Source organism: Kitasatospora sp. NPDC048194 (genome assembly GCF_043202455.1).
Lineage (GTDB): Bacteria > Actinomycetota > Actinomycetes > Streptomycetales > Streptomycetaceae > Kitasatospora.
The window spans coordinates 131,726-146,383 of the sequence record NZ_JBIDAK010000021.1 but is presented as its reverse complement, the minus strand read 5'-3'; the positions used below and the strand labels follow the sequence as shown (position 1 = coordinate 146,383).

The window sequence follows — 14,658 nt, the reverse complement described above, 5'->3', positions numbered from 1 at the left end:
CGCCCGGTTACATTCCGAACCCGGAAGCTAAGCCTCACAGCGCCGATGGTACTGCAGGGGGGACCCTGTGGGAGAGTAGGACGCCGCCGAACAATCATTCCGAAAAGACCCCCTCCCGGACGGGAGGGGGTCTTTTTGCGTTACCCTCTGCCAATGCAGAACCTGACCCTGACCTGGCAGTCCGCCGGGGGCGCCGCCGTCGGCCTCTACGGGGGTGCGTACGTTGCCGCGCGGGTCCGGAAGCCGGGGGTGTCGGCGCTGCTGCGCGAGGCCGGCACCCTGTTGGCGCTGTTCGCGCTCTGGCAGCTGGTGGGGCACCTGTCGGTGATGAGCGCCGATCACGCGCTGGACCGGGCGGGCTGGATCCACCGCACGGAGCTGGCGATCGGGTTGCCGGACGAGGCCTCCTGGCAGGCGGCGGTCACGCCGTACCCGGTGCTGGTGAGGCTGGCCAACTACTACTACGCGGTGATGCACTTCGCGGTGATGCTGGCGGTGCTGCTCTGGGTGTACGTGCGGCACCGGGAGCGCTACGCGTGGGTGCGCAACACGGTGGTGATCACCACCGCGGTCTGCCTGCTGGTGCAGTTCGTCCCGGTGGCGCCGCCGCGGATGCTCCCGCAGAGCGGGTTCGTCGACGTGGCGGCCGAGTACGGGCAGTCGGTGTACGGGGGTGCGGTCGGCGGGGTGGTGGTGGCCGACCAGCTGTCGGCGATGCCGTCGGTGCACGTCGCCTGGTGCGTGCTGGCGGCGGTCGCGGTCGTGCGGGTGTCGCCGAGCCCGTTCCGCTGGGTGATGGTGCTGCACCCGGTGCTGACGGTGGCGGTCGTCGTGGTGACGGCCAATCACTTCTGGGCCGACGGCATCGTGGCGGTCGTGATCCTGCTCCTCGCCTACGCGGTGCTGGCGCTGGTGGCACGCCGACGGGGTCGGACCCCCGTCGAGACGGAGGTGCGACCCCGCAGTGGTGCTCGGGAGCGGTCGAGGCAGCAGGTCACTTGACCGGCAGGGCGACCTTCCCCCAGGAGCCGTTGCTGAGCGCGGAGGTGGCCCAGTACCAGGCGGCGAGCCCGGCGACAGCCGCGATCCAGCCGGCCGCCTTGGCGAGGCCGCCGTACCCGCCGAAGGTGGCGACGGCGGACAGCACCAGGGAGAGCGTCAGCAGGCCGTAGACGGCGCGGCCGACGAGTCCGGAGCCCCAGCTCGCCGCGGTGAGGCTGAGGGCGAGCAGGGCCCACAGCAGCAGGAACAGGCCGGCGGCGTTCTTGCTCGCGCCGCCCGCGACCGACCAGGTCGCCCAGAAGGCGCCGAGGCTGGTGAAGGCGGTACCGGTGAAGCCCTCGCCGCGGCGGAGCTGCCACAGGCCCGCGATGAAGAGGGTGACGCCGCCGAGCAGGTGGGCGAGGTGGCCGGCGTCCCCGACCCCGGCGCCGTGCAGGATGCCGGTGGAGAGCAGACCGTAGGCGAGCAGTGTCAGGCCGAGGGCGAGGTAGCCGAGGCTACCCGCGTCGGCGCCGGTGGAGCGGGCGTTCGATGCCCCGGTAGCGTCGTTGCTCACCGGAGGCTCCTTTCACTCTGGGCGCGCGCAGGGCGCAGTGACGCTTGGTGTGGGTTCGAGGAGTGGGTGCGCGCGACCGCGCCGGGGGCGCACGGCGAAGGTGCGCGCGGGCAGCGGTCAGAGGTGAGGTCAGAAGTGATGGGCCGGCGGAGATCCGCTGGTCACGTCCCCTCCGGGGGATTCCCCGGTGTGATCGGTGTACCCGACACGGGACCCTTGTACCCTTGTGAATATAACAATTTGTGACTGCGTCAGCTGCGGACCGTTCAGGGCTGACGCTGGTTCGGGACCCGCAGCGTCAGGATCGCCATGTCGTCGGACGGCGGCTCCGCGGCGAACCGTTCGACCGCGCGCTGCACCCGCATCGCGACCGCCCCGGCGGTCAGGCCGGTGCAGCCGGTGAGCACCTCGGCCAGCCCGTCGTCGCCCAGCATCCGCGGGCCCTCGCGGCGCTCGGTGACGCCGTCGGTGACGCAGAGCAGGACCTCGCCGGGGGAGAGCACCAGGTGCTCGGCGGTGAGGTCGAGGTCGTCCATGACGCCGAGCAGGGGTTGCGGGGTGGCCGCCCGGTCGACCCGGCCGTCGGTGCGCAGTCGCAGCGGCAGCGGGTGGCCGGCGCAGACCAGGGACAGTTCGGTGCTGCCGTCCGGCCGGGGCGTGAGCTCGCCGTAGAGCAGGGTCAGGAAGCGGCTGCGCGAACCCTCGTCCAGGATGGCCGCGTTGAGGCGGCTGAGCACCTGCGGGGCGTCCAGGCCCTCGCGGGCCAGCAGGCGCAGCGAGTGCCGGGCCAGGCCGGTGACCGAGGCGGCCTCGGGGCCGGTGCCGCAGACGTCGCCGATGGCGAAGCCGTAGGTGCCCTCGCGGATGGTGAACAGGTCGTAGAAGTCGCCGCCGACCTCGTTGCCCTCGCCCGCGGCCTGGTAGTAGACGTCCACCTCGACGCCCGGGATCTCGGGCAGGTCGGGCGGCAGCAGGCTGCGCTGGAGGGCCTGGCTGGTGGCTGTGCGCTCCGAGTAGAGCCGGGAGTTGTCCAGGGCGAGGGCGGCCCGGCGGGAGAGGTCCTCGGCGAGTTCGAGGATCTCCTGGCGGAAGCGGGTGCCGGCCGGGACGCCGAGCGCGAGCAGACCGATGACCCGGTTGCGGGCCGTCAGCGGCAGCACCACGGTCTCGCCGAGCAGGCCGGCCAGTTCGGGGCTGTCGGCGAGTCCGCGGGCGGCCGCGGTCTCGGTGGGCGCCGACCAGAAGCGGACGCCGTGGGTGGGGCCGGCCTCGGGGGCGGGGGTCTTGTCGAGCAGGTCGCGCAGCGGGTCGATGCGGTCCTCGTCCTCGTGCAGGACGAAGGCCGGGCCGGCCGAGGAGCCGTGGTCGCCGTTGGTGTAGACGGCGCACCAGGAGGAGAGGGTGGGGACGGCCATCTGGGCCATCAGCGCGAGGGTCTGCTCGTGTTCGAGGGTGCCGGCGAGCAGGTCGGAGGCTTCGACGAGGAAGGACAGCGAGCCGCGGCGCAGCCGTTCGAGCTCGGTCAGCCGGGTGCTCTCGACGGCCAGCGCGACTCGGTCGGCGGCGAACTGGAGGCGCAGCGCGTCCTCGTTGTCGTAGCGGCCGGGCACGGTGGTGGCGATGCCGAGCGACCCGATCAGGCGGCCCTCGACCTTGAGCGGGACGGTGATCAGGGAGCGCATGCCGCTGTCGGCGAGCAGGGGCAGGCCGGTGGGGCGGGCGGCCAGGTCCTCGTGGACGGTGGGCAGCCGGGCGGAGTCGTAGCGGTTGCCGGTCTCGACGGGGAACCGGGCGTGCCGGCGCAGTCCGGTGCTGAAGCCGGTGGTGGCGCGGAGCTCGAACTCGGTCTCGTCGTCGGTGGTGAGCAGCAGGTAGGCGGCGTCGGCGTCGAGCAGGTCGCGGGCGCGTTCGACGGTGCGCTGGAGCAGGGTGTCCAGGTCGTCGGTGGCGACCGGGCCGGCCAGCAGGTCGAGCCGGGGGCCGGCGGATTCGGGGCGCTCGCCGGGCAGGGCGCGGGCGGGGGAGCGCAGCACCGCGCGGTCGGGTTCGCGGACGAGCAGGCAGAGCGTGGAGGGGACGCCCTCGGTGTCGCGCACCCGGACCTGGACGCCGTAGACCTCGACCTCCTCGCCGTCGGCGCGGCGGACGCCGTAGCCGCCCTCCCAGCGGGCCAGCTGAAGGGTGTCGGAGAGGCCGAGGCCGCGGCCGGGCGACTGCGGCCAGACGGCGAGGTCGGCCCAGGGGCGGCCGAGGACGGCGGAGGCGGGGTGCTGGAAGAGGGCCTCGGCGTCGGGGTTCCAGGCCAGGACGCGGCCGTCCTCGTCGAGCTGGACGACGGCGACGTGCAGCGGTCCGGCGCTGCTGGGCAGGTCGCTGCCGGGGGTGGCGGGGACGGCGTAGGCGGTGCCGACCACGTGGGCGGGCAGGCTGAGCCGGAACCACACGGTCTTCTGCCCGGCCGCGTACTCGACGCCCCAGCGCTCGGCGAGGGCGGAGCACATCAGCAGGCCGCGGCCGCCCTCGCCGTCGGGGTCGGCGTAGCGGTCGGAGGCGGAGGCGGGCCCGTCGCCGAGGGAGGGCAGGCTGCGTTCGGGGTGGTGGTCGGTGACCTCGATCCGGACGGTCTCCTCCTCGCGCAGGCAGCAGACCTCGGCGGCGGTGCCGGCGTGCACGACGGCGTTGGTGACCAGCTCGCTGACCAGGACGACGGCGTCGTCGACGACCTCGGGCAGGCCCCAGCCGAGCAGCGCGTCCCGGACGAAGCCCCGGGCGGCGGCCGCGGACCTGCCGTCGGGGTCGAAGGTGGCGGCTGCGCGCGCGGTGACCACGTTGCCACGTCTCCTCTGCTGGTCTTGCCCTGGCTGTCCGGTGCGGCGCCGACTCCCCGCGCGCGCCGTCGGGGTGCGGCGGCGCTGGGTCGGGTCGTGGCCCGGTGCAGCGCTCCACCCTACTTTCCGCTTGGTTCCCCGTGGGGGCGGGGCGGTGAAACAGGCACTGGAGGGTGATTCTGCCCACCTGTTTCGGACGGTGCGGTACCAACCGAGCGCAACCGGCCGTGCACTCGGCGCCAGTGCTGCCAGACTGGGGGGTCCGCGACGGCCGGTGGGAGCAGTACGGTCGTGTGGGTGCCGGTGTGCCGAGTGGGTCCGCCGGTGCGCAGCCCAGCCGGGCCGGTGCCCGGGCGCGTGCCGGAACGGCGCGGCGGTCACCGGACAGTTCACTACGTGGGAGGGGCCCGTTGAGTTCGGCCACCAAGGACGCAACCAAGGACGCATCCGGTTCGACGCCGCCCGCCCAGCGCGGCGGACGGTCCGGGACGGCGCCGCGGAACGTGGCCGGCCGGCGTTCGGGCCACAACCGGGGTGCCGAGCCGGCCGACCTGCGCAAGCTGCTGTCCGCGCTGACCGCGATGCGGGACGGCAACTTCCGCCGCCGGCTGACGGTCCCGGGCGACGGGCCGCTGGCGGAGATCGCCGCGGTGTTCAACGAGGTCGCCGAGCGCAACCAGCACCTGACCGGGGAACTGGCCCGGGTGCGCCGGGCGGTCGGCCGCGAGGGCCGGCTGAACGAGCGGTTGGAGACCGGCGCGGGCGAGGGCGCCTGGATGGCGGCCGTCGACAACTGCAACGCGCTGATCGACGACCTGGCCCGTCCGATGGCCGAGGTGGGCCGGGTGCTGACCTCGATCGCGGAGGGCGACCTGGACCAGAAGATGGAGCTGCGCTCGCTGCACAGCAACGGGGTGAGCCACCCGCTGCGCGGCGAGTACCTGAAGATCGGGCGGACCGTCAACGGGCTGGTGGACCAGCTCTCGGAGTTCACCGACGAGGTGACCCGGGTGGCCCGCGAGGTGGGCACCGAGGGCAAGCTCGGCGGTCAGGCGAAGGTCCGCAGCGTGTCCGGCAGTTGGAAGGACCTGGCGGATTCGGTCAACACCATGGCGGGCCGGCTGACCGCGCAGGTCCGCAACATCGCCCAGGTGACCACGGCGGTGGCCAAGGGCGATCTGTCCCGCAAGGTCACGGTGGACGTGGCGGGCGAGATGCTGGAGCTGAAGAACACCGTCAACACGATGGTGGACCAGCTGAACAGCTTCGCCGCCCAGGTCACGACGGTGGCGCGGGACGTCGGTACCGAGGGGCGGCTGGGCGGTCAGGCGCAGGTGCCGGGCGTGGCCGGGGTCTGGCGCGAGCTGACCGACTCGGTGAACTTCATGGCCGACAACCTGACCGGCCAGGTGCGCAACATCGCGCAGGTGACGACGGCGGTGGCGCGCGGGGACCTCTCGCAGAAGATCGAGGTGGACGCGCGCGGCGAGATGCTGGAGCTGAAGAACACCATCAACACGATGGTCGACCAGCTCTCCGGCTTCGCCGAACAGGTGACCAGGGTGGCCCGCCAGGTGGGCACCGAGGGCCGGCTGGGCGGTCAGGCGCAGGTCCCCTGGGCGGCCGGGGTCTGGCGGGACCTGACCGACAACGTCAACTTCATGGCGAACAACCTCACCGACCAGGTGCGCAACATCGCGCAGGTGACGACCGCGGTCGCCAAGGGCGACCTGTCGCAGAAGATCCAGGTGGACGCGCGCGGGGAGATCCTGGAGCTGAAGAACACCATCAACACGATGGTCGACCAGCTCTCCTCGTTCGCCGACGAGGTGACCCGGGTGGCCCGGGACGTCGGTACGGAGGGCATCCTCGGCGGCCAGGCCAGCGTGCCCGGGGTGTCGGGGACGTGGAAGGACCTGACCAACAGCGTCAACCTGATGGCCAACAACCTGACCAGCCAGGTCCGCAACATCGCCGAGGTGACCACGGCGGTGGCGCGCGGCGACGTGTCGAAGAAGATCACCGTCGACGCCCGGGGCGAGATCCTCGAGCTGGTGACCACCGTCAACACCATGGTCGACCAGCTGTCGGCCTTCGCCGACGAGGTGACGCGGGTCGCCCGCGAGGTGGGCACCGAGGGCATCCTGGGCGGTCAGGCCCGGGTCCGCGGGGTGTCGGGGATCTGGAAGGACCTGACCGACAACGTCAACTTCATGGCTTCGAACCTGACCGGGCAGGTGCGCAACATCGCCGAGGTCGCCTCCGCGGTGGCCCGCGGCGACCTCTCCAAGAAGATCACCATCGAGGCCCAGGGCGAGATCGCGATGCTCGCCGGGACCCTGAACACCATGGTCGACCAGCTGTCCGCGTTCGCGGTGGAGGTCACCCGGGTCGCCCGGGAGGTGGGCACCGACGGCACCCTGGGCGGCCAGGCGAGCGTGCCGGGCGTGGCCGGCATCTGGAAGGACCTGACCGACAACGTCAACCAGATGGCCAACAACCTGACCGGCCAGGTCCGCAACATCGCACTGGTGATCACGGCGGTGGCGCGCGGAGACCTCTCGCAGAAGATCGACGTCGACGCGCGGGGCGAGATCCTCCAGCTCAAGACCAACATCAACACCATGGTCGACCAGTTGTCCGCCTTCGCCGACGAGGTCACCCGGGTCGCCCGCGAGGTGGGCACCGACGGGCGCCTCGGCGGCCAGGCCCGGGTGCCCGGCGTGGACGGCACCTGGCAGGACCTCACCGAGTCGGTGAACGAGCTGGCCAACAACCTGACCCGGCAGGTGCGCGCGATCGCCCAGGTCGCCACCGCGGTGACCAGGGGCGACCTCAGCCTGCGGATCGACGTGGACGCCGCGGGAGAGCTCGACGAGCTCAAGGACAACATCAACCAGATGATCGCCAACCTGCGCGAGACCACCCGCACCAACCAGGAGCAGGACTGGCTCAAGACCAACCTGGCCCGGATCTCCGGCCTGCTGCAGGGCCGCCGGGACCTGGAGGCGGTCGCCTCGCTGATCATGACGGAGCTGACCCCCGTGGTCTCCGCCCAGCACGGCGCCTTCTTCCTCGCCCAGCCCGCCGGCCGCACCGCCGAGCTGATCACCGAGGACGACGACGAGAACGACACCGTGCTGCGGCTGATCGGCAGCTACGGCTACCAGCGGCGGGCGATGCCGACCACCTTCCGGCCCGGCGAGTCGCTGATCGGGCAGGCCGCCGTGGAGAAGCGGGCGATCATCGTCAAGGAGGCACCGCCCGGCTACCTCAAGGTCGCCTCCGGGCTCGGCGAGGCCTCCCCGGCCCACATCGTGGTGCTGCCGGTGCAGTTCGAGGGCCGGCTGCTCGGCGTGATCGAGCTGGCCACCTTCAGCTCCTTCACCACCGTCGCGCTGGACTTCCTCAACCAGATCGCCGACCTGATCGGCGTCACCGTCAACACCATCAGCGTCAACACCAAGACCGAGGGCCTGCTGCTGGAGTCCCAGCGGCTCACCGCGGAACTCTCGATGCGGTCTGCCGAGTTGGAGGCGCGCCAGGAGGAACTGGAGCGCACCAACGAGGAGTTGCAGGAGAAGGCCGAGCAACTCGCCCAGCAGAACCGGGACATCGAGATCAAGAACAGCGAGATCGAGGAGGCCCGGCAGGTCCTGGAGGAGCGTGCCGAGCAGCTCGCCCTGGCCTCGCGGTACAAGAGCGAGTTCCTCGCCAACATGTCGCACGAGCTGCGCACCCCGCTCAACTCGCTGCTGATCCTGGCCAAGCTGCTCTCCGACAACAACGAGGGCAACCTCTCGCCCAAGCAGGTCGAGTTCGCCGACACCATCCACGGCGCCGGCTCCGACCTGCTCCAGCTGATCAACGACATCCTCGACCTGTCCAAGGTCGAGGCCGGGAAGATGGACGTCCGCCCGACCCGGATCGCCCTGGTCCAGCTGGTGGACTACGTCGAAGCCACCTTCCAGCCCGTCGCGCTGGACAAGAACCTGGCCTTCGAGGTGCGGGTCTCGCCCGCCCTGCCGGTCACGCTGCACACCGACGAGCAGCGGCTCCAGCAGGTGCTGCGCAACCTGATCTCCAACGCGGTGAAGTTCACCGACACCGGAGGCGTCGACTTCTCGATCAGCCCGGCCGGCCACGACGTCCCGCAGCACGTGCGCGAGCGGCTGCTGGAGTCCGGCTCGATCCAGGGCCCGGACGACGAGCTGATCGCCTTCTCGGTCTCCGACACCGGCATCGGCATCCCCGGCAACAAGCTGCGGGAGATCTTCGAGGCGTTCAAGCAGGCCGACGGGACCACCAGCCGCAAGTACGGCGGCACCGGCCTCGGCCTGTCGATCAGCCGGGAGATCGCCCGGCTGCTCGGCGGCGAGATCCACGCCGAGAGCGAGCTCGGCCGGGGGTCGACGTTCACCCTCTACCTGCCGCTGCGCACCGAGGCCCCGGACGCCGTGCCCGCCGACCGGCCGGCGGAGCGTCCGGCCGCGCCCGCGCCGCGCGCCTCGGTGGGGGTGACCCCGGTGGGCCTGCCGGTGCCGGTCGGCGAGAACCCGGCCGACCACTGGGCCCAGGAGGTCCGGGAGATGGCCGAGGAGCGCCGCCGCGGTGCGGTGGAGCGCCGGCGCAGCGCCGCGCTCGAGAGCGCCGCCGCGGCCCGGACGGCGGAGCCCGCGCAGCAGCCGCGGCCCGACCGCGGCGACACCCGCTTCGACGGCCAGCAGGTGCTGATCGTGGACGACGACGTGCGCAACGTGTTCGCCCTGACCAGCGTGCTGGAGCAGCACGGCCTGACCGTGCTGTACGCCGAGAACGGCCGCGAGGGCATCGAGATGCTGGAGCAGCACGAGAACGTGGCGCTGGTCCTGATGGACATCATGATGCCGGAGATGGACGGCTACGCGACCACCGAGGCGATCCGCCGGATGCCCCAGTTCGCCGGGCTGCCGATCATCGCGCTGACCGCGAAGGCGATGAAGGGCGACCGCGAGAAGTCGCTGGAGGCGGGCGCCACCGACCACATCACCAAGCCGGTGGAGACCGACCACCTGCTGGCGGTGATGCACGAGTGGTTGAACGGCGACCGCGCGTGAACCCGGGCGCGGGCGCGAACCCCGGGCCGGACCCCGGGGTTCGCGCCCGCCGGTGGACCTGTTTGCTGGCGGTCGGACCCGGGAACCCGGTAGGGTCACCGAGCGTTGCGAACAGTGACCGGACGGCGACACCCTGCTGAGCGTGCGCCGGTGCACTGGCAGCGCGCCGCTCCGGATCGGGTCCCGATGGAGCGATGTGCCGGGCGAGGGGGTGCGGCTAGCATGACCGGAGTAGCGGTGGGCAGTGTGCGGGTGCCTTCACCGGGCGGCAGGCAGGCGACAGGAGGACGGGCCCCCATGCAGAAGGCGAAGATCCTCCTGGTCGACGACCGGCCGGAGAACCTGCTGGCGCTGGAGGCGATCCTCTCCGCCCTGGATCAGACGCTGGTGCGCGCCGCCTCCGGCGAGGAGGCGCTGAAGGCGCTGCTGACCGACGACTTCGCGGTGATCCTGCTGGACGTCCAGATGCCCGGGATGGACGGCTTCGAGACCGCCGCCCACATCAAGCGCCGCGAGCGCACCCGGGACATCCCGATCATCTTCCTCACCGCGATCAACCACGGCCCGCACCACACCTTCCGCGGCTACGCGGCCGGGGCCGTGGACTACATCTCCAAGCCCTTCGACCCGTGGGTGCTGCGGGCGAAGGTCTCGGTCTTCGTGGACCTGTACGTCAAGAACTGCCAGCTGAAGGAGCAGGCCGCGCTGCTGCGGCTGCAGCTGGAGGAGGGCGGCGGCGAGCAGGAGCTCGGCGGGGCGCTGCTGGGCGAGCTGTCCGCGCGGCTGGCGGCGGTCGAGGAGCAGGCGGAGGCGCTCGGGAAGCAGCTGGACGGGACGCAGGACGCCGGGGTGGCCGCCACCGCGGCGCACCTGGAGCGCAAGCTGGCCGGTCTGCGCCGGGCGTTGGACGCGATGCGGCCGGGCAGTTCGTAGGGTCGGCCCGGTACGGCTCGGCGCGTCCGGGCAGCTCGGAGGACCGGCCTCGGCTCGGTGCCGTTCGGTGCGGAACCGCGGCTCCGCGCTCGCCCGTCCGGGTGGTTCAGCGGTGCAGCCGGGTGAAACCCGGTCAGCGTGACGGTGTGTCTGCGACACGTCCGGGCACCCCGCCCCGGGCGCGTGGGCACCGGTGGTCAGCACCGGTAGGCTGCTGACCCATGGCCACTCGCACGCCCGGGAACGCAGCACGCAAGCCGACTCCGGGACCGTCCAAGAAGGCCGCGGCGAAGGCCCCGGGGAAGCCGCCCGCGAAGAAGGCGGCAGCCCGCAGGGCCCCCGCGAAGAAGGCGGCGGCCAAGTCGGCCCCGCCGCCCCCGCCGCCGTCCCGGTCGGGGCTGGTGCGCTTCCTCAACGCCCTGGCGAGTCCGATCGCCGCGATCTTCCGCGGTGTCGGCGACGGCGCCAAGAACCTCCACCCGGCCCACCGCAAGGACGGGCTGGGCCTGGTGCTCTTCGCGCTCGCGATGGTGATCGCCGCCGGCACCTGGTTCAGCCCGCAGGGCTGGCTGGGCGAGGCGGCCACCGCCGTGGTGTCCGGACTGTTCGGGCGGCTCGACGTGCTGGTGCCGTTCCTGCTGGCCGGCATCGCGATCCGGCTCTGGCGCCACCCGGAGCTGCCGGAGGCCAACGGCCGGATCGTGATCGGGCTGAGCGCGCTGCTGGTCGGCGTCCTCGGCCTGGTCCACATCGGCTGCGGCGCGCCCGTGATGGGCAGCGGCGCCTCCCGGATAAGGGCGGCCGGCGGGATCGTCGGCTGGGCCGCGTCCACCCCGATGATGGCCGCCGCCGGCCCGGCGCTGGCGGTGCCGCTGCTCCTGCTGCTGGCCTTCTTCGGCCTGCTGGTGGTCACCGCCACCCCGGTCAACCGGATCGGCGAGCGGCTGCGGGGCATCGGGATACGGCTCGGCGTGGTCGAGCCCGGGCCCCAGGACGAGGTGCACTGGGGGCGCACGCCGGAGCGCGAGCTGTCCACCGAGCCGCCGGAGGACGCGGATCCCGACGCGCTTCCGTTCACCCTGGACACCGTCGGTGACGACCCGACGGACGAGGTCGCCGCGCGCCGCCGCCGCCGTCGGCGCAAGCAGGGCGCCGATCCCGAGGAGCGGCCGGAGGCCGTCCGGCTCTCCCTGGACAAGGAGCCGCTGGACGGGGAGGCCCCGGACCCCTACGCCACCCGCGACCTCGCCGCCGGAGCGGCCGCCGACCTGGACGGCGCGCTGGTCTACGGCGTGCCCGCCTCCTCGGCGGTGGCGGACATGATGCACCAGGTCAAGGACCTCACCGCGCCGCCCGAGGAGCCGGCCGTCCCGGCCGCCCGCAGCGGTGGCCCGGGCGCGCCCGCGGAGCACGGCCCGGCGCCGGTGCGGATGGAGCAGCTCCAGCTCGCCGGGGACATCACCTACGCGCTGCCCCCGCTCGACCTGCTGGAGCGCGGCGGCCCGGCCAAGGCCCGCAGCGCCCTCAACGACGAGGTGGTGGCCCAGCTCACCAGCACCTTCGCCGAGTTCAAGGTGGACGCCAGGGTCACCGGCTTCACCCGCGGCCCGACGGTCACCCGCTACGAGGTCGAGCTGGGCCCCGCCGTCAAGGTGGAGCGGATCACCGCCCTCGCCAAGAACATCGCCTACGCGGTGGCCAGCCCGGACGTGCGGATCATCAGCCCGATCCCGGGCAAGTCCGCGGTCGGCATCGAGATCCCCAACCGGGACCGCGAGATGGTCAACCTCGGCGACCTGCTGCGCTCGCGCGCGGCCGCCGAGGACAGCCACCCGATGCTCGTCGGCATGGGCAAGGACGTCGAGGGCCACACGGTGATGGCGAACCTCGCGAAGATGCCGCACATCCTGGTGGCCGGTGCGACCGGTGCGGGCAAGTCGTCCTGCATCAACTGCCTGATCACCTCGATCCTGGCCCGGGCCACGCCGGACGAGGTGCGGATGGTCCTGGTCGACCCGAAGCGGGTCGAGCTGACGGCGTACGAGGGCATCCCGCACCTGATCACGCCGATCATCACCAACCCGAAGAAGGCCGCCGAGGCCCTCCAGTGGGTCGTGCGCGAGATGGACATGCGCTACGACGACCTCGCCGCGTTCGGCTTCCGGCACGTGGACGACTTCAACGCGGCGGTGCGGGCCGGCAAGGTCACCCCGCCGCCGGGCAGCGAACGGGAGCTGACGCCGTACCCGTACCTGCTGGTGATCGTCGACGAGCTGGCCGACCTGATGATGGTCGCGCCGCGGGACGTCGAGGACTCGGTGGTCCGGATCACCCAGCTGGCCCGTGCGGCCGGCATCCACCTGGTGCTCGCCACCCAGCGGCCCTCGGTGGACGTGGTCACCGGTCTGATCAAGGCCAACGTGCCGTCACGGCTGGCCTTCGCGACCTCCGCGATGGCCGACTCCCGGGTCATCCTGGACCAGCCCGGCGCGGAGAAGCTGATCGGCAAGGGCGACGCGCTCTTCCTGCCGATGGGCGCGAGCAAGCCGATCCGCATGCAGGGCGCCTTCGTCACCGAGGCGGAGATCGCCCGGGTGGTGCAGCACTGCAAGGACCAGCTGAGCGCCGTCTACCGGGACGACGTGACGGTCGGGTCCGGGCCGAAGAAGGAGATCGACGAGGAGATCGGCGACGACCTGGACCTGCTGATCCAGGCGGCCGAGCTGGTGGTCTCCACCCAGTTCGGCTCCACCTCGATGCTCCAGCGCAAGCTCCGGGTCGGCTTCGCCAAGGCGGGCCGGCTGATGGACCTGATGGAGTCGCGGGGGATCGTCGGTCCGAGCGAGGGCTCCAAGGCCCGTGACGTGCTGGTGAAGCCGGACGAGCTGGACGGTGTGCTGGTCACCCTGAGGGGCTGAGCGGACCGAGTCGGCCGGGAGTGGCGGTATCGGCAGGGGAACTGACGGGCGCCCATGGGAGCCGCCGAGGACGCCCTCACGTGCGGCTGACGGACCCCGCCGATCGAGGCGTTCACTCGTTCGGTGGAGGGTAGACGAGCCGCAAGGAACCGGATGCCCGCGCGCCGCGTCACACGCCGGAAAGCGCACCCCGGGGCCCGCCGGGCACCCCCGTTGACGGCCGGTCAACGGGGGGCCGGCCCCCGGGGGCGGCGGGCGCGCGCATTCGGGCCCGCTCCGCTTGAGAAACGATCCGCCCCCGCCCCTAGACTGTTCTCCAGCAGGTGGCCATCCGCTCGAAAGGCGTGCCCCGTGACCATCGGCAAGTCCCCCGACCGCGAGAACGCCCCGTCGCCCGCCGAGCCGACCGACGAGTCCGTCGAGCCGACCGACGACGAGGTGCAGGCGGCCGATGCCCCGAGCATCGGCCGGGTGTTGTCCGCCGCCCGGATCGAGGCGGGACTCACGGTGGACCAGGTGAGTACGGCCACCCGTGTGCGGGTGCCGATCGTCCACGCCATCGAGGAGGACGACTTCGGCCGCTGCGGCGGCGACTTCTACGCCCGCGGGCACATCCGCTCGATCGCCCGCGCCGTCGGCGTGGACGGCGAGGAGCTGGTCGCCCGCTACGACGCCGCGCACGGCGGTTCGCCGGCCTCCAAGAGCCCGGCCACCCAGCTGATCGACAGCGGTCCGATCAAGGTGCCCGGCCGCAGCCGGCCGAACTGGACGGCGGCCATGGTCGCCGCGATCGTCGCGGTGGTCGCGCTGATCGGCTTCAACCTGGTCAACGGCAAGGACGGCCGGAGCACCACCGGCTCCGCCAGCGCCCCGCTGCCCAGCGGCTCCGGCACCGGCTCCGTCGCCCCGGTCACGCCGACCGTCCAGCCGCCGGCGCCCGCGCCGAGCGCCGCCGCGATCGCCGCCGTGCCGGCCGACAAGGTCACCGTGAAGCTGGTCGCCGAGGGCACCAGCTGGGTGTCCGCGATGGACGGCAACGGCAAGTCGCTGTTCCAGAACAACATCAGCGGCGGCCAGGACCAGACCTTCACCGACCCCAAGCAGATCAAGCTGGTGCTCGGCAACGGCGGGGCCGTGCACGCGTACGTCAACGGCAAGGACCTTGGCCTCCTCGGAAAGGACGGCCAGGTGGTGCACGTCACGTACACCCCCGGAGACCCGCAGGCGGGCTGACCACAGGGGCCGGCGGGGGCCGGTGGTGATCAGCTGATCCAGGGCGCGCGGACTCCGGGGCGAACGGCACCGGAGGCCGCGCGTTAATCTTG

General features: G+C 72.4%; 7 protein-coding genes and 1 rRNA gene. 6 read left to right on the top strand and 2 right to left on the bottom strand.

Annotation, left to right across the window (positions count from 1 at the left end):
* Both rrf and ACGF07_RS24245 read left to right on the top strand, forming a co-directional pair.
* Positions 1 to 92, top strand: a 5S ribosomal RNA gene (rrf, locus tag ACGF07_RS24250); the annotation flags it as partial.
* A 61-nt stretch (positions 93 to 153) separates the two neighbouring features.
* Positions 154 to 1,002, top strand: a complete 849-nt coding sequence (locus tag ACGF07_RS24245) for a phosphatase PAP2 family protein (RefSeq protein ID WP_392901928.1) — start codon at positions 154 to 156, stop codon at positions 1,000 to 1,002.
* On the opposite strand, the gene ACGF07_RS24240 is transcribed toward ACGF07_RS24245, so the two are convergent.
* Both ACGF07_RS24240 and ACGF07_RS24235 read right to left on the bottom strand, forming a co-directional pair.
* Positions 995 to 1,558 (bottom strand): acetate uptake transporter, encoded by a 564-nt coding sequence (locus ACGF07_RS24240; protein WP_350739899.1) that lies wholly within the window; start codon positions 1,556 to 1,558, stop codon positions 995 to 997. The genes ACGF07_RS24245 and ACGF07_RS24240 overlap by 8 nt on opposite strands.
* 266 nt (positions 1,559 to 1,824) lie before the next feature.
* Positions 1,825 to 4,386 (bottom strand): SpoIIE family protein phosphatase, encoded by a 2,562-nt coding sequence (locus ACGF07_RS24235; RefSeq protein ID WP_350739896.1) that lies wholly within the window; start codon positions 4,384 to 4,386, stop codon positions 1,825 to 1,827.
* A gap of 581 nt (positions 4,387 to 4,967) precedes the next feature.
* On the opposite strand from ACGF07_RS24235, the gene ACGF07_RS24230 reads away from it, so the two are divergent.
* The 4 genes from ACGF07_RS24230 (at position 4,968) to ACGF07_RS24215 (ending at position 14,566) form a co-directional block, all read left to right on the top strand.
* Positions 4,968 to 9,482, top strand: coding sequence for a HAMP domain-containing protein (locus ACGF07_RS24230; protein ID WP_392901938.1), 4,515 nt, complete (start codon positions 4,968 to 4,970; stop codon positions 9,480 to 9,482).
* A 297-nt stretch (positions 9,483 to 9,779) separates the two neighbouring features.
* The gene (locus ACGF07_RS24225; protein WP_350739893.1) at positions 9,780 to 10,415 is read left to right on the top strand and encodes a response regulator; all 636 of its coding nucleotides are present in this window, start codon (positions 9,780 to 9,782) and stop codon (positions 10,413 to 10,415) included.
* A 221-nt stretch (positions 10,416 to 10,636) separates the two neighbouring features.
* Positions 10,637 to 13,333 carry a DNA translocase FtsK gene (locus ACGF07_RS24220; protein ID WP_392901926.1) on the top strand — a complete coding sequence of 899 codons (2,697 nt, stop codon included), beginning with the start codon at positions 10,637 to 10,639 and terminating at the stop codon, positions 13,331 to 13,333.
* A 351-nt stretch (positions 13,334 to 13,684) separates the two neighbouring features.
* Positions 13,685 to 14,566, top strand: coding sequence for a RodZ domain-containing protein (locus ACGF07_RS24215; protein ID WP_350739887.1), 882 nt, complete (start codon positions 13,685 to 13,687; stop codon positions 14,564 to 14,566).
* Positions 14,567 to 14,658: the final 92 nt, after the last annotated feature.

Coding starts and splice junctions, on each gene's coding strand:
- ACGF07_RS24245 (WP_392901928.1), top strand. CDS start 154: ATGCAGAACCTGACCCTGACCTGGCAGTCCGCCGGGGGCGCCGCCGTC.
- ACGF07_RS24230 (WP_392901938.1), top strand. CDS start 4,968: ATGCGGGACGGCAACTTCCGCCGCCGGCTGACGGTCCCGGGCGACGGG.
- ACGF07_RS24225 (WP_350739893.1), top strand. CDS start 9,780: ATGCAGAAGGCGAAGATCCTCCTGGTCGACGACCGGCCGGAGAACCTG.
- ACGF07_RS24220 (WP_392901926.1), top strand. CDS start 10,637: ATGGCCACTCGCACGCCCGGGAACGCAGCACGCAAGCCGACTCCGGGA.